The 21,947-nt window shown below is 72.5% G+C and carries 21 protein-coding genes and 1 pseudogene; 13 read left to right on the forward strand and 9 right to left on the reverse strand.

The genetic code is table 11. The features are described 5' to 3' along the window. Positions 1-64: 64 nt before the first annotated feature. Positions 65-613: an NADAR family protein gene (locus ACFYX3_RS17790; RefSeq protein ID WP_389014080.1), complete on the forward strand. Its 549-nt coding sequence runs from the start codon at positions 65-67 to the stop codon at positions 611-613. A gap of 53 nt (positions 614-666) precedes the next feature. Here ACFYX3_RS17790 and ACFYX3_RS17795 read toward each other — a convergent pair whose 3' ends face one another. Further along, entirely contained in the window at positions 667-1,338 is a 672-nt protein-coding gene (locus ACFYX3_RS17795; RefSeq protein WP_376591843.1) for a DUF4190 domain-containing protein, read from the reverse strand. A 75-nt stretch (positions 1,339-1,413) separates the two neighbouring features. Between ACFYX3_RS17795 and ACFYX3_RS17800 the strand changes: the two genes are divergently transcribed. From ACFYX3_RS17800 to ACFYX3_RS17825, 6 genes and pseudogenes are all read left to right on the forward strand, one after another. Beyond that, positions 1,414-2,445 carry an adenosine deaminase gene (locus ACFYX3_RS17800; RefSeq protein WP_382663080.1) on the forward strand — a complete coding sequence of 344 codons (1,032 nt, stop codon included), beginning with the start codon at positions 1,414-1,416 and terminating at the stop codon, positions 2,443-2,445. Between the two features lie 36 nt (positions 2,446-2,481). Beyond that, positions 2,482-3,171: a glycerophosphodiester phosphodiesterase gene (locus tag ACFYX3_RS17805; RefSeq protein ID WP_389014085.1), complete on the forward strand. Its 690-nt coding sequence runs from the start codon at positions 2,482-2,484 to the stop codon at positions 3,169-3,171. Continuing rightward, entirely contained in the window at positions 3,168-3,953 is a 786-nt protein-coding gene (locus ACFYX3_RS17810) for an SAM-dependent methyltransferase (protein WP_389014088.1), read from the forward strand. The genes ACFYX3_RS17805 and ACFYX3_RS17810 overlap by 4 nt, the downstream gene beginning before the upstream one ends. Then, a complete protein-coding gene (locus tag ACFYX3_RS17815) occupies positions 3,953-5,101 on the forward strand; it encodes a sensor histidine kinase (protein ID WP_389014091.1) in 1,149 nt (382 codons plus the stop codon). The genes ACFYX3_RS17810 and ACFYX3_RS17815 overlap by 1 nt, the downstream gene beginning before the upstream one ends. After that, a pseudogene (locus tag ACFYX3_RS17820) lies at positions 5,098-5,792 on the forward strand (response regulator); the annotation flags it as partial. The gene ACFYX3_RS17815 and the pseudogene ACFYX3_RS17820, both read left to right, overlap by 4 nt. A gap of 102 nt (positions 5,793-5,894) precedes the next feature. Then, entirely contained in the window at positions 5,895-7,061 is a 1,167-nt protein-coding gene (locus tag ACFYX3_RS17825; protein WP_389014564.1) for a serine hydrolase domain-containing protein, read from the forward strand. On the opposite strand, the gene ACFYX3_RS17830 is transcribed toward ACFYX3_RS17825, so the two are convergent. From ACFYX3_RS17830 to ACFYX3_RS17845, 4 genes are all read right to left on the reverse strand, one after another. Further along, complete coding sequence (locus tag ACFYX3_RS17830; RefSeq protein ID WP_389014094.1) at positions 7,043-7,579, reverse strand: hypothetical protein; 537 nt, start codon at positions 7,577-7,579, stop codon at positions 7,043-7,045. The two genes, ACFYX3_RS17825 and ACFYX3_RS17830, sit on opposite strands and share 19 nt — an antisense overlap. Positions 7,580-7,643: 64 nt before the next feature. Then, positions 7,644-8,174 (reverse strand): HXXEE domain-containing protein, encoded by a 531-nt coding sequence (locus tag ACFYX3_RS17835; RefSeq protein ID WP_389014567.1) that lies wholly within the window; start codon positions 8,172-8,174, stop codon positions 7,644-7,646. Positions 8,175-8,185: 11 nt separating this feature from the next. Further along, complete coding sequence (locus ACFYX3_RS17840) at positions 8,186-9,349, reverse strand: PotD/PotF family extracellular solute-binding protein (protein ID WP_389014097.1); 1,164 nt, start codon at positions 9,347-9,349, stop codon at positions 8,186-8,188. A gap of 143 nt (positions 9,350-9,492) precedes the next feature. Further along, complete coding sequence (locus ACFYX3_RS17845) at positions 9,493-10,929, reverse strand: gamma-aminobutyraldehyde dehydrogenase (protein ID WP_389014100.1); 1,437 nt, start codon at positions 10,927-10,929, stop codon at positions 9,493-9,495. Between the two features lie 190 nt (positions 10,930-11,119). Here ACFYX3_RS17845 and ACFYX3_RS17850 point away from each other — a divergent pair, with 190 nt between their 5' ends. From ACFYX3_RS17850 to ACFYX3_RS17875, 6 genes are all read left to right on the forward strand, one after another. Then, positions 11,120-11,626, forward strand: a complete 507-nt coding sequence (locus ACFYX3_RS17850; protein WP_389014103.1) for an Lrp/AsnC family transcriptional regulator — start codon at positions 11,120-11,122, stop codon at positions 11,624-11,626. Then, positions 11,611-12,990, forward strand: coding sequence for an aspartate aminotransferase family protein (locus ACFYX3_RS17855; protein ID WP_376591827.1), 1,380 nt, complete (start codon positions 11,611-11,613; stop codon positions 12,988-12,990). The genes ACFYX3_RS17850 and ACFYX3_RS17855 overlap by 16 nt, the downstream gene beginning before the upstream one ends. Before the next feature lie 206 nt (positions 12,991-13,196). Beyond that, positions 13,197-13,925 carry an ABC transporter ATP-binding protein gene (locus ACFYX3_RS17860; RefSeq protein WP_389014107.1) on the forward strand — a complete coding sequence of 243 codons (729 nt, stop codon included), beginning with the start codon at positions 13,197-13,199 and terminating at the stop codon, positions 13,923-13,925. After that, entirely contained in the window at positions 13,907-15,058 is a 1,152-nt protein-coding gene (locus ACFYX3_RS17865) for a hypothetical protein (protein ID WP_389014110.1), read from the forward strand. The genes ACFYX3_RS17860 and ACFYX3_RS17865 overlap by 19 nt, the downstream gene beginning before the upstream one ends. A gap of 100 nt (positions 15,059-15,158) precedes the next feature. Beyond that, positions 15,159-16,295, forward strand: coding sequence for an LOG family protein (locus ACFYX3_RS17870; RefSeq protein WP_389014113.1), 1,137 nt, complete (start codon positions 15,159-15,161; stop codon positions 16,293-16,295). Positions 16,296-16,374: 79 nt separating this feature from the next. Further along, complete coding sequence (locus ACFYX3_RS17875; RefSeq protein ID WP_389014116.1) at positions 16,375-17,349, forward strand: hypothetical protein; 975 nt, start codon at positions 16,375-16,377, stop codon at positions 17,347-17,349. Between the two features lie 4 nt (positions 17,350-17,353). Here the strand turns inward: ACFYX3_RS17875 and ACFYX3_RS17880 are convergent, their stop codons facing one another. The 4 genes from ACFYX3_RS17880 to ACFYX3_RS17895 all read right to left on the reverse strand — a co-directional run bounded on the left by ACFYX3_RS17880 (position 17,354) and on the right by ACFYX3_RS17895 (position 21,892). Further along, a complete protein-coding gene (locus tag ACFYX3_RS17880; RefSeq protein WP_389014570.1) occupies positions 17,354-18,001 on the reverse strand; it encodes a dihydrofolate reductase family protein in 648 nt (215 codons plus the stop codon). Between the two features lie 110 nt (positions 18,002-18,111). Further along, positions 18,112-19,134, reverse strand: coding sequence for an ABC transporter ATP-binding protein (locus tag ACFYX3_RS17885; RefSeq protein WP_389014119.1), 1,023 nt, complete (start codon positions 19,132-19,134; stop codon positions 18,112-18,114). Then, entirely contained in the window at positions 19,134-20,747 is a 1,614-nt protein-coding gene (locus tag ACFYX3_RS17890) for an ABC transporter permease (protein WP_389014573.1), read from the reverse strand. Before ACFYX3_RS17890 ends, ACFYX3_RS17885 begins: the two co-directional genes overlap by 1 nt. A gap of 50 nt (positions 20,748-20,797) precedes the next feature. Then, positions 20,798-21,892, reverse strand: a complete 1,095-nt coding sequence (locus tag ACFYX3_RS17895) for a thiamine ABC transporter substrate binding subunit (protein ID WP_389014122.1) — start codon at positions 21,890-21,892, stop codon at positions 20,798-20,800. Positions 21,893-21,947 lie beyond the last annotated feature (55 nt).

Consider the following 21,947-nt stretch of genomic DNA (forward strand, 5'->3'; position numbering starts at 1 on the left):
ATGTGTCGAGGTGGCCGGAAAATCTCCGTACGGAATGTCTGTGGTGGCTGCCAGACTCGCATGTATGACCAAGATCGAAGAGCTGACTCAGCAGGTCACGCGTGGTGACCGAGTGAAGTGGCTGCACTTCTGGGGGCACCGTCCGCACCCCGACGGCCGCCTCTCGGCGAGCTGTCTCAGCCAGTGGTGGCCGGCACCCTTCGTGGTCGACGGCGTGGCCTACGCGACCGCCGAGCACTGGATGATGGCCGCCAAGGCCCGGCTCTTCCGGGACGCGGACGCCGAGCGGGCCGCGCTGACCGCCCCCACCCCCGCGGAGGCCAAGAACGCCGGGCGCCTCGTGCGGGACTTCGACGAGGCCGTCTGGGAGCGCGAGCGCTTCGGGATCGTCGTCGAGGGCAGCGTCCACAAGTTCTCCTCGGACGAGGCCCTGCGGGCGTACCTGGTCGGGACCGGCGAGCGCGTCCTCGTGGAGGCGAGCCCGCTGGACCGCGTCTGGGGCATCGGCCTCGCCGCCGACGACCCCCGCGCCCACGACCCGGCCCGCTGGCGCGGGCTCAACCTGCTGGGCTTCGCGCTCATGGAGGCTCGGGAGCGGCTGCGCGCCGGGTGACGCGCGAGAGGGCCCCGCACCGGTGGGTGCGGGGCCCTCTCTCCGGGAGCCCGTCAGCGGGGAGCGCTGAGCGACGTCTCCGTCGACGACCAGGGGTCCTCGCCGGTCTTGCTCCACTCGTCCGCGTGCGTCGCCAGGAAGACGATGAGCGCGATGCCCGCGAGGCCGAGGGCGATGCCGATGGAGCCGAGCACGATGCCGGTGACGGCCTGCCCCTTGTTGTTCGCCTCGCCCCGCACGTGCCGCTTGCGGCCCGCGATGCCCAGCGGCAGCGCGATCCCGCCCAGGATCAGGCCGAGGATGCCGTACGAGCAGAAGGCGAGTACGACCGCGCAGATGCCCAGCACCATCGCGGCGGTGCCCATCCCGTTGTTCGGCGGCTGCTGCCAGCCGGGCTGGCCGTATCCCGGGTAGCCGTACCCGGTGGCGGCCGGGGGCGTCGGGGCCGGCGGATAGCCGTACGCGCCGGCCGTGTTCGCCGCCGGGTAGCCGTACCCGGGCGTGACCGCCGGGCCGCCGGGGGCGACCGGAGGCGGCGGGACGTCCCCGGCAGGAGCGCCGGGTCCGCCCGGCGCGGCCGGGAAGGACGTCATGGTCGGCTGGTCGTGCACCGGCGAGGGCGACGGCGTCGCCGGCTTGCTGAGTTCCACCCCGTCGCGGTTCGGCGGAGCCCATGGGTCGGTCGGGTCGTACCCGCCCGGCGACTGGTCTCGGTTGTCAGACATGGGCCTCCCCCATCGTGGTCACGTCATGCTAAGGCCTCACCCCTGGGAGGGATGCGCCCGGCCTACGATGACCTGATGACCGATCTGCACTCCTTCATCGCGGGACTCCCCAAGGCCGAGCTGCACGTCCACCACGTCGGCTCCGCCTCGCCCCGGATCGTCTCCGAGCTCTCGGCCCGGCACCCGGACTCCAAGGTCCCCACGGACCCGGAGGCGATCGCCGACTACTTCACGTTCACGGACTTCGCCCACTTCATCGACGTCTACCTGTCCGTCGTCGACCTGGTCCGCACCCCGGAGGACGTCCGGCTGCTGACCTTCGAGATCGCCCGGGACATGGCCCGGCAGAACATCCGCTACGCCGAACTGACCATCACCCCGTACTCCTCCACCCGCCGCGGCATCGACGAGCGCGCCTTCATGGAGGCGATCGAGGACGCCCGCAAGGCCGCCGAGGCCGAGTTCGGGACGATCCTGCGCTGGTGCTTCGACATCCCCGGCGAGGCCGGCCTCGTCTCCGCCGAGGAGACCGCGCGGCTCGCCACCACGGACGGGCTGCGCCCGGAGGGCCTCGTCTCCTTCGGTCTCGGCGGCCCGGAGATCGGCGTGCCGCGCCCGCAGTTCAAGCCGTACTTCGACCTGGCCCGCGCGGCCGGCCTGCACTCCGTCCCGCACGCCGGCGAGACGACCGGCCCCCAGACCGTCTGGGACGCGATCCGCGAGCTGGGCGCCGAGCGCATCGGCCACGGCACCAGCTCCGCCCAGGACCCCGAGCTCCTCGCGTACCTCGCCGAGCACCGGATCGCCCTGGAGGTGTGCCCGACGTCGAACATCGCGACCCGGGCCGTCGCCACCCTGGAGGAGCACCCGATCCGGCAGTTCGTCGACGCCGGGGTCCTCGTCACGATCAACAGCGACGACCCTCCGATGTTCGGCACGGACCTCAACAACGAGTACGCCGTCGCCGCGCGCCTCCTCGGCCTCGACGAGCGCGGTGTCGCCGCCCTCGCGAAGAACGCGGTGGAGGCCTCGTTCCTGGACGCGGCCGGCAAGGCCCGGATCGCGGCCGAGATCGACACGTACACGAACGACTGGCTGGCGCGCTGACGCCGACCGGAAGCCGGCCGTGACGAGAATGGGGCCATGCGCTCCGTCACTGTCGTAGGTCATCGCGGCGACCCGTACCGCGTCCGTGAGAACACGCTCCCCTCGATCGCCTCGGCGATCGAGCGGGGGGCGGACGCCGTCGAGATCGACGTCCGGCTGACGGAGGACGGCGTGCCCGTCCTCCTCCACGACGACACCCTGAAGCGGCTGTGGCGCCACGACCGGCCGCTCGCGGAGCTCTCGTACGAGCAGCTGTGCGAGCTGACCCGCAACGGCGTGCCGACCCTCCGCGAGGCGCTGCTGACCGCCGGGGACCACCGGCTGATGCTGGACCTGCCGGGCGGGAACGAGGACTCGGTCCGCCGGATCGTCGGCACGGTCCGCGAGTGCGGGGCCGGGGAGCGCGTCTACTACTGCGCGGGCGCCGTCGCCATGCTCCAGGTGCGGGCCGCCGACCCGGCCGCGGAGATCGCCCTGACGTGGACCTCGCTCGCCCCGCCCCGGCGGGTGCTGCTCGACGCCGTGCGGCCGCACTGGCTCAACTACCGTTTCGGCCTGGTGAGTCGGGAGCTTGCCGAGCGGGTGCACCGGGACGGGCTGCTCGTCTCGGCCTGGACGGCGGACACCGCGCGGACGATGCGTAAGCTGATCAAGAACGGAGCCGACTCGGTCACCACGAACCGGCCCGACACCCTCGCCGCCCTGCTGCGAAAGGCTCGCGCGTGAACGACCGGATCAGGACCGACATCGCCCACAACGCCCGGGTGTGGAACTACTGGCTGGGCGGCAAGGACAACTATCCGGTGGACCGCGCGGTCGGCGACCAGGTCACCGGCTTCTACCCGAGCATCGGCGAAGTGGCACGCGCGGACCGGGCGTTCCTCGGCCGGGCGGTGACCCATCTGGCCGCCGAGGCGGGCATGCGCCAGTTCCTCGACATCGGTACGGGCCTGCCGACCGCCGACAACACCCACGAGGTGGCGCAGCGGATCGCCCCCGACGCCCGGATCGTCTACGTCGACAACGACCCGATCGTCCTCGCGCACGCGCGTGCGCTCCTGACGAGCGCGCCGGAGGGCGTCACCGAGTACATCGACGCGGACGCCCACGACCCGGAGCGGATCGTCACGGCGGCCGCCAGGACGCTGGACCTCTCCCGGCCGGTGGCGGTGCTGATGCTCGGCATCCTCAACTTCGTGCAGGACACCGACGAGGCCCGGTCGATCGTGCGGACCCTGATGGCCGCCGTCCCCTCCGGCAGCCACCTGGTGCTGACCCACCCGACGCTCGAACCGGATCTCGGCGGCGAGGGCAACAAGGCCGCGATGGCCTTCTGGAACGAGAACGCGACCCCGCCGATCACCGCCCGCAGCCGGGAGGAGTTCACCTCCTTCTTCGACGGCCTCGACCTCCTGGAGCCGGGCATCGTGTCCTGCGCGCGCTGGCGGCCCTCCGACGGGGAGTCGCAGGTGGTGGCGCAGTTCGGCGCGGTGGGCCGCAAGCCGTAATGGGCATACGGGGGGATGTGCGCAGCGGGTGGGAGCGGGCGCGGACCTGGGGCGCGGCGAACCCGTGGGCGGTGGACACCGGGATCGCGCTGCTCGTGCAGGCGGCGATGACGATGCCGTTCGTGGTGCCGCGCGGGCCCGAGCTCGAACCGGCGACCTGGCCGGCGTACGGCCTGACGACGCTGACCGTGGTGCCGCTGGTGTGGCGACGGCGCGCGCCGCTCGCCGTGCTGCTCGCGGTCCTGGCGGCGAGCGCGCTGTACAAGCTGGCCGTGGAGGGTCCCGGGCAGCCGCTGCCGTACACGGGGCTCGTCTGCGTCTACACGATCGCCGCGCTCTCGCCGGCGTGGAAGCGGTTCGCGACGGCGGGGCTCATGGTGGTCGCGGTGCCGGCCTCGGTGTGGCTCAACACCCAGTCGGCGCGCGAACTCACCTTCTCCCTCTTCGTGTTCGGCGCGGCCTATGTCTTCGGGCGGCTCACGGACGCCCGGCAGCGGGCGCAGCGGGTGGAGGCCGAGCGGGTGGCCGCGCGCGAACGGGCCAGGATCGCGCGGGAGATGCACGACATCCTGTCGCACGCGGTGAGCCTGATGGTCGTGCAGGCGGAGGCGGGTCCGGTCGCGGTGCGGGCCGCCCCGGAGCGTGCGGAGGCGGCGTTCGAGGCGATCTCGGAGACGGGCCGGGAGGCGATGGTGCAGCTGCGGCAGATGCTGGGGCTGCTGCGCGAGGGCGGCGAGTCGGCGTCTCCGCGCGAGCCGCAGCCGGATCTCGCGGACCTGCCGGGCCTCCTGGAGCGGGTGCGGACGGGCGGTCTGTCCGTCGGGTACGCGACGGAGGGCGGGGTGCGGGCGCTGCCCGCGGCGACCGGGGCGAGCGTGTACCGGATCGTGCAGGAGGCGCTGACGAACGTGGTGAAGCACGCCCAGGCCCGTACGGTCGACGTGCGGCTCGCGCACGCGGACGGCGTCCTGCGGGTCACGGTGACCGACGACGGGCGCGGCCCGCAGGGCGGTCCGGGCGGACACGGCCTGGTGGGCATCAGGGAGCGGGCCGCCGCGCACGGCGGGACGGCGGAGACGGGCCCGGGGCCGGGCGGCCGGGGGTTCGAGGTGCGGGTGCTGCTGCCCGTGCGGGAGGGGGAGGGATGACGATCCGGGTGGTGGTGGCGGACGACCAGGAACTGGTCCGCAGCGGCTTCGCGATGATCCTGGACGCGCAGCCGGACATCGAGGTGGTCGCGGAGGCCGGGGACGGCACGGAGGCCGTCGAGGCGGTGCGCCGGCTCGCCCCGGACGTGGCGCTGCTCGACATCCGGATGCCCCGGACGGACGGCATCGAGGCCTGCCGGGCGATCAGCGCGGAGTCCGGCTGCCGGACGGTGATGCTGACGACCTTCGACACCGACGCGTACGTGTACGAGGCGCTGCACGCGGGCGCGAGCGGTTTCCTCCTGAAGGACGTGCGGCGGGACGACCTCGTGCACGCGGTACGGGTGGCGGCGGGCGATTCGCTGCTCGCGCCGTCCGTGGCCCGGCGGCTCGTGGAGCAGTACACGACGGGCGGGCCGCGCAGGACCGATCCCCGGCTCGACGTCCTCACCGGGCGTGAGCGCGAGACGCTGCTGCTGCTCGCGCGGGGCCTGTCGAACGCGGAGATCGCGGCGGAGCTGGTGGTCAGCGACCACACGGTGAAGACCCACGTGGGGAACGTGCTCGCCAAGCTGGGGCTGCGGGACCGCATCCAGGCGGTGATCTGCGCGTACGAGACGGGGCTGGTCGCGGCGGGCTCTCCCCCGCCCGGGGGATGAGCCGGCCCGGTCCCTCCCCCGCGCCGGTGAGGAGCCGGTCCGCCGAAGACCGCCGGTGCGGGCGATCCGCGGATCGCCGCTGGTCAGCAGGATGGAGCCATCGAGAACAACGGCTCACACCACCGGAGTTGACCATGAGGAAGTCCACCCGCACCCTGCTCGCCGCCGCCCTGGTCCTGGGCGTCGCCGCCGGCCCCGCGCTCACCCCCGCCTTCGCGGCGGAGCAGCCGTCGGTGTCCGCCACGCAGGCCGCCCCCGCCGATCTGTCGGCGGTCATCGCGGGGCTCCCCCGCGCCGACGCCACGGCCGCCCTCGTCCGGGTCGGCGGCACCGAGGGTTCCTGGCAGGGCAGCGCCGGCGTCCACGACCTGGAGACGAACGCCCCGGCGGACCCGGCCGCCCGCTTCCGGGCCGGTTCGGTGACGAAGGTGTTCACGGCGGCGACCGTCCTCCAGCTGGCCGCCGAGGGGCGGATCGACCTGGACCGGACGGCCCGCTCGTACCTCCCGGACCTGATCCCCGGCCGGTACGCCACGGTGACCGTGCGGCAGCTCCTGAACCACACCCACGGCATCCCGGCCGCCGACATGCCGGGCGAGACGGTCGAGGAGTGGTACGCGAACCGTTTCGACGTCCACACCCCGGAGGAGCTGGTCCGCTCGGCGACGGCGCAGCCGCGCGAGTTCCGGCCGGGCACGAAGCAGCACTACCTGAACATCGGGTACACGATCGCCGGCCTGATCGTGGAGCGGGTCACGGGCGACTCGTACGAGCACCAGGTGGAGCGGCGGATCCTGCAGCCGCTCGGCCTGCGGAACACGTACTTCCCGCGCGGGGCGGCCGAGATCACCGGCCCGTACAACCACGGCTACCAGACGATGAAGCTCGACGACGGCACGACGGGCCTGCGGGACGTCTCGGAGTGGGGGACGTCGGAGGCCTGGGCCGCCGGGGACCTCGTCTCGACCACCGCCGACCTGGAGCGCTTCACCAAGGCCCTGTTCAAGGGCCATGTGGTGCGCGGTCCGCTCCTGGAGGAGATGTTCACGCTCCCGAAGGTCCCCGACTTCCAGTCGGGCGACCCGGCCGCGTTCTCCGTCGGCCTGTCGATGAAGAAGCTCGGCGGCCGCGAGGTCTGGGGCAAGACCGGCGGCCGCTGGGGCTACAACACGGCCATCGCCTCGACCCGCGACGGCGCCCGCACGCTCGTCTACAGCGTCAACGCCAACGACGCCAAGGGTCAGGACATGAACAAGACGGCCCTGCGCCTGATGGTGGCGGCCTACGGCCTGCCGGAGTGAGCGGGCTCGGGCTCGACCGCTTCGAGCCGCTTGATCAGCCGGCGTACGTGGAGCAGCGGCAGGATGCCGATGACGCCGAAGGACATGTCGATGACGGACCACCAGAAGGGGATGTCCCGGATCGGTCCGCAGATCAGGGCCAGTGGGATGATGCCGACGCAGGCGATCATGCCGAACTCGACGACCCAGATGTTGCGGACCGGATCGCGGTACGGGCCGTAGAAGGCGACCGCGATGACGAGGTGGGCGAAGGCCAGCCAGTCGGTGCCGTAGAGCAGGTACGGGGCCTGCGCGTCGGCGGTGGCGACGCCCTCCCGTACCCGGTGGATCCATGCGGCCAGCCCGGGGAAGAGGTCCGCCACGGGCGCGGCCCACCCGGTCGACGCGGAGTCGAGGAGCCTGAGTTCGGTCACGAGCGGGAACGCGGTGGCCCCGCTCAGGACCAGGCAGACGACGAAGACGATCAGCCAGACGCGGATGTGCGTGAGAAGGGCTCTCGGCCCGTTCGTGTCGCTCATGGGGGCCAGCGTACGCCCGTCTTGAACGTGTTCAGAAGCCGGGGGTCGTCTTTTTTGAGCGCGTTCAGAAGCGGGCGGCGACCCTTCGCCCCACGCCGTGCGCCACCACCGTCGCCCCCGCCGCCACCGCGAGCCCCGCCGCCACCCCCCTGGCACTGGTCGGCCGCAGCACCCCGGCCCGCCGCAGCCGGCCGCGGGCCCACAGGGAGAAGGGGATGACGACGAGCGGCGAGGTGGGCGCGCCAGGGGTCGCGTCCCGTACGACGGCGGCCTGCGCGAGGTGGACGAGCCCGTGCAGCCCGAAGCCGGTCACCGCCCCCTGGTAGAAGCCGGACCGGCCGCCGGTGCGCGCGCCCGACACGGCGGCCGCGCCGACGATCACCGCCATCACCCCGACGGCGGCGGCGAATTCACGTTCGTCGACGGACTCCATCGCCTTCCACACCCGCTCCGGCACTCCGGGCCAGCGCTCGCGCAGCGCCGGCAGGTTCTCCCGGACCCAGCGCGGTCCGCGCGCGAGCTCCTCCGCGTCGTGCACGGCCCAGGCGAGGAACAGGCCATAGGTGACAAGGGGGTTGATGCGCGTATCGGTCATGATCGTGGAACTCACAGCCCGACGATCGAGTTCCACCTCTTCGCGAACTCCTGGCGCTCCCCGGTGGTGATGTCCCGGGCGATGGAGAGCCGGCCGCGCATGTCGGCGTCCGGGAAGATCAGCGGGTCCTCGGCGAGCGCCACGAGCTCCTCGTCGCCGGAGTCCGCGAGGACCTTCTGGGCGGCCGGCACCGGGCAGACGTAGTTGACCCAGGCGGCGAGTTCGGCGGCGACCTCGGGCTCGTAGTAGTAGTCGACGAGCTTCTCGGCGTTGGTCCTGTGCCGGGCGAGGTTGGGGATCATGAGGGACTCGGCCCACAGTTCGGCGCCCTCCTCGGGGACGACGAACTCGATGTCGGGGTTGTCGGCCTGGAGCTGGATGACGTCGCCGGAGTACGCCTGGCAGGCCAGGACGTCGCCGGTGGACAGGTCCTTGATGTAGTCGTTCCCGGTGAAGCGCCGGATGTGCTTCTTCCGGACGAGCCCCTCGATCTGCTCGCACAGGGCGTGGAAGTCGTCGCCGGTCCACCTGGTCACGTCGACGCCCCTGCCCAGCATGAGCAGGGCGAAGGACTCGTCGAGCCCGGACAGCAGGGTGACCTTGCCGCGCAGGTCGTCGGCCCAGAGCTCCTTGGTGGAGCGCAGTTCCCGGCCGAGCTTCTTCCGGTTGTACGCGATGCCGGTGATCCCGGACTGCCAGGGCACGCTGTGCAGCCGGCCGGGGTCGAAGGCGGGCGACTCCAGCTGCGGGTCGAGGTGCTTCGCGACGTTCGGCTGGGCGGCGCGGTCCATCTCCTGGACCCAGCCGAGGCGGACGAAGCGGGCGGCCATCCAGTCGCTGACGACGATCAGATCGCGCCCGGTCTCCTGGTGGTTCATCAGGGACGGGCTGATCTTGCCGAAGAACTCGTCGTTGTCGTTGATCTCCTCGGTGTACCGGACGGAGATCCCGGTGCGCTTCCGGAAGGCGTCGAGGGTCGGTCGCTTCGACGTGTCGTCGTCATCGGTGTCGATGTACAGCGGCCAGTTGGCGAAGTCGAGCGTACGGTCGCGGGCCGAGAGGTCGCGGCCGGCCCGGTCGCCCTCCTCCACGTAGGCGGCGGGGACCCCGCACCCGGCGAGCAGGGTCGCGGCCCCGACACCGCCGAAACCGCGCAGCAGGGACCGGCGGGACATGTGTTTCCTGGCAGTCGCTCTCACCCCAGCAGCATCGCCGCCCGCCGCGAGCTGCGGCAATGGACGGTCCGTCGAGCGACGGCGCGCGGCCCCGACACCCTGTCGATCAAGGTGTCGGGGCCGCGCGGTGCGTCCGGGAGCGATCAGCCCAGGGAGGTCATGACGTGCTTGATGCGCGTGTAGTCCTCGAAGCCGTAGGCGGAGAGGTCCTTGCCGTAGCCGGACTTCTTGTAGCCGCCGTGGGGCATCTCGGCGACGAGCGGGATGTGGGTGTTGATCCACACACAGCCGAAGTCGAGGGACTTGGACATGCGCATCGCGCGCGCGTGGTCCTTGGTCCAGACGGAGGAGGCGAGGGCGTACTCGACGCCGTTCGCGAACTCCAGGGCCTGGGCCTCGTCCGTGAAGGACTGGACGGTGATGACCGGGCCGAAGACCTCGTTCTGGACGATCTCGTCGTCCTGCTTGAGGCCGGAGACGACGGTCGGGGCGTAGAAGTAGCCCTTGTCGCCGACGCGGTGACCGCCGGCCTCGACCTTGGCGTGGGCCGGGAGGCGCTCGATGAAGCCGGCGACCTGCTTCAGCTGGTTGGCGTTGTTCAGCGGGCCGTAGAGCACGTCCTCGTCGTCCGGCTGGCCGGTCTTGGTCTCGGACGCGGTCTTGGCGAGCGCGGCGACGAACTCGTCGTGGATGGACTCGTGCACGAGCACGCGGGTGGCGGCGGTGCAGTCCTGGCCGGCGTTGAAGTAGCCGGCGACGGCGATGTCCTCGACGGCCTTCTCGATGTCGGTGTCCTCGAAGACGACGACCGGGGCCTTGCCGCCCAGCTCCAGGTGGACGCGCTTGACGTCCTTGGCCGCCGACTCGGCGACCTGCATGCCGGCGCGGACCGAGCCGGTGATGGAGGCCATCGCCGGGGTCGGGTGCTCGACCATGGCCTTGCCCGTCTCGCGGTCGCCGCAGACGACGTTGAAGACGCCCTTGGGGACGATCTGGCCGATGATCTCGGCCATCAGGACGGTCGACGCGGGGGTCGTGTCCGAGGGCTTGAGGACGACGGTGTTGCCCGCGGCGAGGGCCGGGGCGAACTTCCACACGGCCATCATCATCGGGTAGTTCCACGGCGCGACCTGCGCGCAGACGCCGACCGGCTCGCGGCGGACGATGGAGGTCATGCCCTCCATGTACTCGCCGGCCGAGCGGCCTTCGAGCAGCCGGGCGGCACCGGCGAAGAAGCGGATCTGGTCCACCATCGGCGGGATCTCTTCGCTGGCGACGAGGGCGGTCGGCTTGCCGGTGTTCTCGACCTCGGCGGCGATGAGCTCCTCGGCGCGCTCCTCGAAGGCGTCGGCGATCTTGAGGAGCACCTTCTGGCGCTCGGACGGCGTGCTGTCACGCCAGGCGGGGAAGGCGGCCGCGGCGGCCTCCATGGCGGCGTCCACGTCGGCCTGCCCGGAGAGCGGGGAGGTGGCGTACACCTCACCGACGGCCGGGTTGATCACCTCGATGGTGCGGCCGTCGGCCGCGTCGCGGAACTCCCCGTTGATGTAGTTACGCAGCCGGCGCAGCTCGGTGGTCACTTGCCACCCCTCCTGTCACGTTCTGTCTTCGCACGTCCTTGTGCGGTGTCCCGATGGGCGAGACACCTCAGCCTAGTCGCTCCACTGACGCTTTCAACAGCCCCGACCCCCCGCACCTTCGGATTCAGTGAGATCCAGAGCGCTTCACAACGAATTTCATCAGTCTGGGCTTGCACGACTGACAATCTCGGTGCACAGTGAAGTCGTGGCAAGTCAAAGCAACCACTCAAGAACCGGAACCGGTTCGTCCCCGACGATCGACGCCGTCTCCCTGGCGATCATCGAACAGCTCCAGGAGGACGGCCGCCGTCCCTACGCGGCGATCGGAAAGGCCGTGGGCCTCTCCGAAGCCGCCGTGAGACAGCGCGTCCAGAAGCTGCTCGACCAGGGCGTCATGCAGATCGTCGCCGTCACCGACCCGCTCACCGTGGGTTTCCGACGGCAGGCGATGGTCGGCATCAACGTCGAGGGTGACCTGGATCCGGTCGCGGAGGCACTGACGGCCATGGCCGAGTGCGAGTACGTGGTGATGACCGCGGGCTCCTTCGACCTCATGGTGGAGATCGTCTGCGAGGACGACGACCACCTGCTGGACGTGATCAACAAGCGGATCCGCACCCTCCCCGGCGTGCGCTCCACCGAGAGCTTCGTCTACCTCAAGCTCAAGAAGCAGACCTACATGTGGGGAACTCGATAATCGTGACCCAGGACCTGTCCAAGACCGCGTACGACCACCTGTGGATGCACTTCACCCGCATGTCGTCCTACGAGAACAACCCCGTCCCCACCATCGTCCGCGGTGAGGGCACCTACATCTTCGACGACAAGGGCAAGCGCTACCTCGACGGTCTCGCGGGTCTCTTCGTGGTCAACGCCGGTCACGGCCGCCAGGAGCTGGCCGAGGTCGCGTACAAGCAGGCCCAGGAGCTCGCGTTCTTCCCCGTGTGGTCGTACGCGCACCCCAAGGCCGTCGAGCTCGCCGAGCGTCTCGCCGGCTACGCCCCGGGCGACCTCAACAAGGTCTTCTTCACCACCGGTGGCGGCGAGGCCGTCGAGACCGCCTGGAAGCTCGCCAAGCAGTACTTCAAGCTGCAGGGCAAGCACACCAAGTACAAGGTCATCTCGCGTGCGGTCGCCTACCACGGCACCCCGCAGGGCGCCCTGTCCATCACCGGTCTGCCGGCCCTGAAGGCCCCCTTCGAGCCGCTGGTCCCCGGCGCGCACAAGGTGCCGAACACCAACATCTACCGCGCCCCGATCCACGGCGACGACCCCGAGGCCTTCGGCCGCTGGGCAGCCGACCAGATCGAGCAGCAGATCCTCTTCGAGGGCCCCGACACCGTCGCCGCCGTCTTCCTCGAGCCCGTGCAGAACGCCGGTGGCTGCTTCCCGCCGCCGCCCGGCTACTTCCAGCGCGTCCGCGAGATCTGCGACCAGTACGACGTGCTGCTCGTCTCCGACGAGACGATCTGCGCCTTCGGCCGCCTCGGCACGATGTTCGCCTGTGACAAGTTCGGCTACGTGCCGGACATGATCACCTGCGCCAAGGGCATGACCTCGGGCTACTCCCCGATCGGTGCCTGCATCGTCTCGGACCGCATCGCGGAGCCGTTCTACAAGGGCGACAACACCTTCCTGCACGGCTACACCTTCGGCGGCCACCCGGTCTCCTCGGCCGTGGCCCTGGCGAACCTCGACATCTTCGACAAGGAGGGCCTGAACCAGCACGTGCTGGACCAGGAGGGCAACTTCTTCTCGACGCTGCAGAAGCTGCACGACCTCCCGATCGTCGGCGACGTCCGCGGCAACGGCTTCTTCTACGGCATCGAGCTCGTCAAGGACAAGGCCACCAAGGAGTCCTTCAACGACGAGGAGGTGGAGCGCGTCCTGTACGGCTTCCTCTCCAAGGCGCTGTACGACAACGGCCTGTACTGCCGCGCCGACGACCGTGGCGACCCGGTCATCCAGCTGGCGCCGCCGCTGATCGCGGACCAGTCCACGTTCGACGAGATCGAGCAGATCCTCCGCGCCACCCTCACCGAGGCGTGGGCCAAGCTCTGATCTCCGACGAGCATCACGCCGCCCTCACGGCGTGACCCCCACGGCCCGGGCATGCCGCCATCCGAGTGGATGGCGGCGGCCCGGGCCGTGTGCTGTCCGTACAACCGGATCTGAATCCTTACGGTGCCGAGTGACCGACAGGCCCGTCCCTTCGTTCCCCCGGGCGGGGGAAGGCGAGAATCGGATCCGACATCGAGGTGTACGCGATGGCCCCACCGGACAACGACGTGCTCTGGGCGCGTTCCCTGCACTGCACACTGGGCGGTTCGGAGGCGCTCAGCGGCGTCTCCCTCGGCGTCCGCGAAGGAGAGATCCTCGCCGTCGTCGGCCCCCGCGGCAGCGGCAAGACCACCCTGCTGCGCTGCCTCTCCGGCCAGCTCACCGCCCAGCAGGGCGAAGTCTGGTTCAACAGCGGCCCCGTCCACACCCTGGCCCCCGCCCAGCGCGAGCGGCTCCGGCGCGAGCGCTTCGGCTGGATCGGCCCCGAGCCCGGCCTCGTCCCCGAGCTCACCGGCTGGGAGAACACCGCCCTGCCGCTGCTGCTCCGCGGCACCTCCCACCGGGCCGCGAAGACCGCCGCCCAGGAGTGGCTGGAGCGGCTCGACATCGGCGGGTGCGCCCGCAAGCGGCCGCACGCCCTCACCCAGTCCCAGCGCCAGCGGATCGCGATCGCCCGCGCCCTGGTCACCACGCCGTCGGTCCTCTTCGCCGACGAACCGACGGCCACCCTGCACCGGGCCGACGGCGCGCAGGTCCTGCGCACCCTCGCGGCCGCGGCACGCTCGCACGGCATCACCGTGCTCCTCGCCACCCACGACGGCGAGGTCGCGGCGCTCGCCGACCGCACCGTCGCCCTCCTCGACGGACGCAGGGTCGCCGCCGTACCCCCGGCGTCAGGGGCGGAGGGCGTCGCCGCGTGCTCGCTCTCCGTCTAGCCCGCGGGACCCACCCCCTCGTCCTGACGCGCCGGCTCCTCGTCGCCGCCGCGGCCGCGGGGGTGGGCTTCCTCCTGCTCTGCACCCTCGGATACGCGGTCGGGCACCCGGCGCAGTCCTCGGCCTCCGTGCTGCGGCTGCTCTGGTGCGTCCTGCCGCTCGCCGCGACCGTCCAGTTCGCCGTCGCGGTGGCCCGCACCGACCCCAGCACCCGGCCGCGCCCCGGACTCTCCGCCGTCGGCCTCGGCCCCGCCCGGCTCACGGCGATCGCCGCCGCCTCGACGGCCGTCGCCTGCACGCTCGGCTCCGTGGTCGCGCTCCTGTTCTACCTGCACCTGCGCGGCGACATCACGGGCCTGCCGTTCGACGGCGCCGCCGCCGGGCTCCTCGCCGCCGACCAGCCGATCCCGCTCGCCGCCGCCCTCACCCTGCTCGCCGTCCTGCCGGTCGCCGCCGCCACCGCGGCCGGCCTCGCGCTGCGGCCCCGCACCGCGCCCGCCGCACCCGAGGGCGCCGAGAGGGCGATGCCGTCCGGGCTGCCCTGGGGCGTCGCCCTCGTCGCGGCCGGCCTCGCCGTCGAGACGTACGCGGCCCAGGGCGCCTCCAGGGGCGGCCTCCCGCTGCCGGGCGGCTTCGACGGCAACCCGGCGGGCGTCCTCGCCGGCTGGGTCCTCACCGCCGTGGGCCTCGCCCTCGCGGGCCCGGGCCTCACCCACGGCTGCGGCCGGCTCCTCCAGGCGGTCCGGCCCGGCGCCATCCGGCTGCTCGCCGGCCGCGTCCTGATGGACGAGTCCCGCCGTATCGGCCGCCCGCTCGGGGTGGTCAGCGCGGTGCTCTCCGGCGCCCTCGCGGCGGCGGAACTGTACGGGGCGGACGGAGGCTCCGAGGCCTTCGGCCCGCTCACCGCCCTCGGCGCGGCCCTCGTCCTGGCCTGCACCACCGCGACCCTGCTGACCGCCGCCCTCGAATCGAAGCAGGGCCGCACCCACACCACCGAGGCCCTGCTGCGCATCGGCGCCCCGCCGACCGTCCTGCGCACCGCGGCCCTGCTGCGCGCCGGCGCGCTCCTCGCCGTCTTCCTCCCGCTGACCTGGGCGATCGCAGAACTGGCGGCCGCACCACTGCGCGGCTGAGCGGCCCGGACCGGGGGCGCCCCGCCCGGCGCGAGCGGCGGGCGGCCCCCCGGACGCCCGCCGAGGGGCCGCCCGCGACGGCGGCCCCTATCGTGGGCCCATGGCGACGCTCCCCCCGGCACACCGCCCGCCCGGACCGCGCGGGCACGCACGCGAGATCCACACCCTCGCCGAGTTCGACGCGGCCGTCGCCCGCCCCGGCTCGCTCGCCGGACAGCGCGTCCAGTCGATCGACCTCACCGACCGGACCTTCGCCCTGCTCGCCGCGGTCACCACCGAGGCCGTCTTCCTGGGCTGCCCCATGGAGCCGGAGGCCGCCGCCAAGGTCCGCGCCGACGGCGCGCTCGTCTTCCCGCCCGTCCCCGAGCTGCCCTTCGACCCCTACCGGGCACGGCTCTACACGCCCGGGGAACTCTTCGAGGGGATCACCGAGGGCGGCTACGAGCAGACGCCGGACTTCCGCTCGTACGCGTGGTTCGGCCGGACCAGGGCCGACGGCGACATCCTCTCCTCGATGCTCCGCTCCCTCCACGACGACGCCGTCTCCGACGCCCTCGACGAACTCCTCGACGGGGCCCGGGTCGTCGGCGTCATGGGCGGGCACGCGATGGGCCGGGGCACGGAGGCGTACGCGGGCGCGGCCCGGCTCGGCAGGACGCTGGCCCGCGCCGGTCTCACGGTGGCGACCGGCGGCGGGCCCGGCGCGATGGAGGCCGCGAACCTGGGCGCGTACCTCGCCCCGTACGAGGACGAGGACCTCGCCGCCTCGCTCGACCTGCTCTCCAAGGCCCCGTCGTTCACGCCCTCGGTGACGGACTGGGCCCGCGCCGCCTTCGCGGTACGGGCCCTGTGGCCGCGCGGCGGGGACTCGGTCGGCATCCCCACCTGGTTCTACGGCCACGAGCCGCCGAACCCCTTCGCCGCGCACATCGCCAAGTACTTCGCCAACGCCACCCGGGAGGACGGCCTCCTCGCCCGCTCGACGGCGGGCATCGTCTTCCTGCCGGGCGCGGCGGGCACGGTCCAGGAGATCTTCGACAACGCGACCCCGAACTACTACGCCTCCCGGGGCACCCCGACCCCCATGGTCCTGGTGAACCGCGCCCACTGGACCACCCGCCTCCCGGCCTGGCCCCTCCTGGAGTCCCTCGCCGCCGACCGCCCGATGGCGGCACGGATCGCCCTGGTGGACTCGATCGACGAGGCCCCGGCGGCGCTGGAGCGACTCGGGAGGTAGCCGGCCTCCGCCGCGCGGCGGAGACGGACGCGCCCGGGGGCCGATGCCCCCGGGAGTCCTCCGACGGCAGTCTCGGGCCATGACCCCGAAGACACTCCTGTCCACGTGGCCGTCCTGGGCGGGCCGCGCCGCGTTCGTCTGGTCGCTGCTGTACGCCACGGGCGCGGCCCTCGCCGCGCTCACGGGCCCCGCCTTCGGCTACGCCCTCCTCGCCAAGGGCACGGGCACCGGACCGGAGACGGGCGCGGCGGTGCTGTACGGGGCGGCCGCCGTCCTCGCGTACGCCCTGCTGCGCCGCCCCGGCGTCCGGTGGCTCCCGACGGCGGCGTGGGCGGTCGTCGCGCTCTGCCTGACCTCGGGCTTCCCTGCCCTCCTCAGCCCCGTCCACCTGCTGTTCCTCCTGTCCCGCAACCAGGACCCGGTCGACTGGGCGGCTCTCGTCAACCAGTTCCTCGCCGTCCTGGGCGCGGTGTTGTGGAACTGCGCGGCCCTCGCCCATCGGCGCCGGACGCAGGGCACGTGCCCGTACTGCGGCGGGCGCGGCCACCGCACCGGAACCACGGCCGCCCGGCCCGCCACCCGCGCCGGTCTCGTCGCCGTCGCCGCCCTCGTCCCGTACGCCGTCCTGAAGACGCTCTGGGCCCTGGGCATCACCCCCGGCTACACGGGCACCGGCCGCCCCGGCGTCGACCCGCAGTACACCAGCGACCTGGGCATCTGGCTGTACGACCACGGGATCGACGTCACCGCCGTCCTGGCGCTCCTCGGCATGGCCCTCGCGCTCGCGCTGACCCGCCCGTGGGGCCGGCGGCTGCCCCGGCTTCCGCTGCTCGCGCTCGGGTGGACGGGGGCGGGCGCGCTCGCCCCGTTCGGGGCGTTCCTGGCCGCCTTCGGCCTGCTGGCCTGGACGGGAGTGATCACCGCCGGCGTGGCGGACCACGCCCCGTGGGTGGTCGCCGTCGCGTACGGCGGCTTCTGCGGCTACGGCCTCGCCCTCGGCCGAGCCACCCGCGCCTACCAGCGGGCGACCCGGAGGGCGTGCACCAGGTGCTAGGACCTCACTTCCGCCAGAACAGATAGTGCGTCACCCGACCACCAGGGCTGGGCACGATGTCGCAGTGGAAGCGGTCGTACAGCTCCTCGGGGGACTCCCACAGCCGTGACCCGGATCCGAGCTTCACCGGCGACACGGCGACGTGCAGCGTGTCGACGAGATCCGCGTCCAGGAACTCCCGGATCGTCATGGCCCCGCCGCCGAGGCGGACGTCCTTGCCGCCCGCCGCCTCCTTCGCCATCCCGAGGACGGTCGCGGGGTCGGCGTCGACGAAGTGGAAGGTGGTGTCGGCGAGCGTGAACGAGGGGCGCGGGTGGTGCGTCAGGACGAACACCGGCGTGCGGAACGGCGGCTTCTCGCCCCACCAGCCGCGCCAGTCCTCGTTCTCCCAGGGCCCGCGCAGGGGCGAGAACTTGTTGCGGCCCATGATCTCGGCGCCGATGTTCCGCGCGTAGTCCCGCGTCAGGTAGTCGTCGAGGCCGCGGCTGCCGCCGGGGTCGGTCCGCATGGGCCAGCTCGCCGTGGCGCCGGCCCAGGAGAACATCTCCCCGGGCTCCGCGTGACCGAACGGCCTTTCGAGGCTCTGGCCCTCACCGGCACCGTATCCATCGGACGAGACGTTGAAGTTCTGGACTCTGAGCAGCTGGCCCACGGCTTCCTCCTGCGTGGTCGACGGGAAAACGACGAACACACAGGAGACTCCCCCGGCGACGAGAACTCATCGCACCCCGCGCGCCGGAGTGTCGCCCCCGAGCACCACCCCTAGGGAGCGTCGTCCCCGAGCACCACCACGTCCTCCGCCCGGAACTCCACGCCCACCCGGGCGCCTTCCTCCGGCGCCTCCCGGAGCGGGAGCTCGGCCTCCAGGTCGGGACCCTCGGCCGGCCGGAGCCGTACGACGACCTGGCTGCCCCGGAAGGTCCTGGACTCCACGGTCCAGGCCGGACCCTCCTCCACGAGCCGCACCCCGCCCGGGCGGACGAGGAGCCGCCGCTCGCCCTCCGGCGAGCCGTCCGGGACCGGGACCTTCCCCCACGCGGTCTGCGCGACGGCGCCCGTCACCCGCGCCGCCACCACGTTGTCGAAGCCGAGGAACCGGGCCACGAACTCCGACGCGGGCCGAGCCCACACGTCCGCCGGCGCACCCGACTGGGCGATCCGCCCGTCCCGCATGACCACGAGCCGGTCGGCGAGCGCGAAGGCCTCGCCCTGGTCGTGGGTGACGGCGAGGACCGTCGTCCCGAGCCGCCCGAAGAGCTGCCGCAGCTCCACGACGAGCCGCTCCCGCAGCCCCCGGTCGAGCTGGCCGAGCGGTTCGTCGAGCATCAGGAGCCGGGGCGAGGGGGCGAGGGCGCGGGCGAGCGCGACCCGCTGCTGCTCGCCACCGGAGAGCGCGGCGACGGACCGCCGCTCGGCGCCGGGGAGGCCGACGAGGTCGAGCAGCTCCCGTACCCGCTCGGCCTGTTCGGCCTTCCGGGCGCCCCGCATGCGGAGCCCGAAGGCGACGTTGCCGCCGACGTCCCGCTGCGGGAAGAGCTGGTGGTCCTGGAACATGAGGCCGACGCCCCGCCGGTGCACCGGCACCCCGGCCTGGTCGGCGCCGCCGAGCAGCACCCGGCCCGTGTCGAGCGGCTGGAGCCCGGCGACGGCCCGCAGCAGCGTGGACTTGCCGCTGCCGCTGGGGCCGAGCACGCACACGATCTCGTGCTCGGCGACGTCCAGGTCCACGGCGTCGAGCACGGCCCGCTCCCCGAACCGTACGGTCGCGTCCTCGATCGACAGCATCAGAACTCCCCGGAGGTCCGGTCGGTGCGGAGCCGTTCGAGCAGCAGCAGGGACACCGCGCACACCACCATCAGAATCGTCGAGAGGGCCATGGCCTGGCCGTAGTTGAGCTCGCCGGGCCGGCCGAGCAGCCGGGCCACGGCGACCGGCAGCGTCGGGCTGTCGGGCCGGGCGATGAACACGGTCGCCCCGAACTCGCCGAGCGACACCGCGAAGGCGAACCCGGCCGCGATGAGCAGCGCCCGCCGCACCATCGGCAGGTCCACCTCCCGCCAGGCCCGCCACGGCGAGGCGCCGAGCACGGCCGCCGCCTCCCTCAGCCGCTCGTCCACCGCGCGCAGGACCGGCAGCATCGTCCGTACGACGAAGGGGACGCCGACCAGTGCCTGGGCGAGGGGTACGAGGATCCAGCTGGCCCGCAGGTCGAGCGGAGGCTCGTCGAGCGTGATGAGGAAGCCGAAGCCGACGGTGACGGCGGAGACCCCGAGCGGCAGCATGAGCAGCGCGTCGAAGCCCCGCACCAGCCGCCCGGCCCGCCGGGTGAGGGCCGCCGCCGCGAGTCCGCCGATCAGCACCGCGATGGCGGTGGCGGCCACCGCGTACCGCAGCGAGTTCCCGATCGCCTCCAGGGGCGGGACGAGGAAGGTCCCGGACTCGTCGAGCGAGCCGAGCGCCCGGTAGTAGCCGAGCCCGTACCCGCGCGGCCCGGCGAAGGAGCGCTCCACGAGCACACCGAGCGGCAGCAGGATCAGCAGCGCCACGGAGAACAGCACGCCCGCGAGCAGCGCCCACTGCCCGGCGCCGCGCGGCCGGCGAGCGGTCCGCTCCGGCGCCACGAGCCGCAGGGCGGTCTCCCGCCGCCGTACGGTCCAGGCGTGCACGCCCAGGATCGCGCCGACGGCCGCGAACTGGACGAGGGTCAGGACCGCCGCCGTCGACAGGTCGAGCAGCCGGGCGGTCTGCCGGTAGATCTCGGCCTCGAGGGTGGAGTACGCGTCCCCGCCGAGGATCTGCACGACGCCGAAGGAGGTGAAGGTGAAGAGGAAGACCATCAGGGCGGCGGCCGCCACCGACGGCGCGAGCGCGGGCAGCGTGACCGTCCGCCAGGCCCGCCAGCGGGAGGCGCCGAGGACCCGGGCGGCCTCCTCCTGGCGCGGGTCGAGCTGCGACCAGAGGCCGCCGACGGTCCGGACGACGACCGCGTAGTTGAAGAAGACGTGCGCGAGGAGGATCGCCCACACACTGGTGTCGAGCCGCAGCCCCCACAGCTCGTCGGTGAGCCCGTTCCGGCCGACGAGCGCCAGGAACGCGGTGCCGACGAGAACGGTCGGCAGCACGAACGGCACCGTGACGACGGCCCGCAGCGCGCCCTTGCCGGGGAAGTCGAAGCGGGCGAAGACGTACGCCCCGGGCAGCGCGACCAGCAGGGTGAGCCCGGTGGAGGCGAGCGCCTGCCACACGGTGAAGCCGAGCACGTCGAGGATGTCCGGCCGGCTCAGCGTCTCGCCGATCCGGCCGAACCGCCAGGCGCCGTCGGGCCGGAGCCCCCGGTCCACGATGGACACGACGGGCCAGGCGAAGAAGACCCCGAAGAACGCGACGGGCAGGGCCATCAGCCCGAGCCGCGTCGCGTCCCCCCTGAGGTCCCGTGTCACCTCACGTGTCACTTCAGGACGAGCGACGACCACTGCTGGATCCACGGGTCACGCTTCTCGGCGATCTTCTGGGGCGTCATGGTCTCCGGCTTGTCGATCACCACGCCGTGCTTGGTGAACAACTCCGGCAGGGCCGCGTCCTTCGCCACCGGGTTGACGAACATCTGGAGCGGCATGTCCTCCTGGAACTTCTTGGAGATCAGGAAGTCGATCAGCGCCTTGCCGCCCTCGGGGTTCTTCGCACCGTTCAGCAGGCCCGCGAACTCGACCTGCCGGAAGCAGGTGCCGGTGGAGACGCCGGTGGGCGCCACCTTCGGCTGCGGCTCGCCGTACAGCACCTCGACCGGCGGGCTGGATGCGTACGACACGACCAGCGGCCGGTCGCCCTTGGCCTGCTTGCCGCCGGCCGAGCCGGAGAACTCCTGGTTGTAGGCGAGCTCCCAGCTGTCGACGGTCTTCACACCGTTGGCCTTGAGCTTCTTCCAGTAGTCCTGCCAGCCCTCGTCGCCGTACTTCGCGGCCGTGCCGAGCAGGAAGCCGAGGCCCGGGGAGGACAGCTCGGGGTTCTCCACGACGAGCAGGTTCTTGTACGCCGGCTTCGCGAGGTCGTCGAAGGTGACCGGCGGCGCCAGCTTCTTGTCCGCGAAGTACTTCTTGTCGTAGTTGACGCAGATGTCGCCGGAGTCGATCGGGGTGACCCGGTGCTCCTTGTCGAGCTGGTACGTCGCCGGGACCCGGTCCAGGCCCTTCGCCTCGTACGGCACGAAGATCCCGTTGTCGAGGGCGCGGGACAGCAGCGTGTTGTCGACGCCGAAGAAGACGTCACCCTGCGGGGAGCCCTTGGTCAGGATCTCCTTGTTGACGGCCTCGCCGGCGTCGCCGCTCTTCAGCACCTTGACCGTGAACCCGGTCTGCTTGGTGAAGTCCGCGAGGACTTCCTTGGAGGCGTTGAACGAGTCGTGGCTCACCAGCGTCACCGTCTTCGGTGCGGGCTGGTCGGTCTTGCCGGCCGCGCCCCGGACGTCGTCGGTGCCGCACGCGGCGAGGCTCGTGACGCCGAGCGCCGCGACGAGCGCGACGGCGGCGGCCTTCTTGATGCTCACTGGATTCCTCCTGGGTGTGACCAGGAAGAGACGCGGCCCTGCCCACGACCGGCGG

It is taken from the genome of Streptomyces sp. NPDC002463 (assembly GCF_042889835.1).
In the GTDB taxonomy this organism is placed as follows: Bacteria; Actinomycetota; Actinomycetes; order Streptomycetales; family Streptomycetaceae; genus Streptomyces; species Streptomyces nymphaeiformis.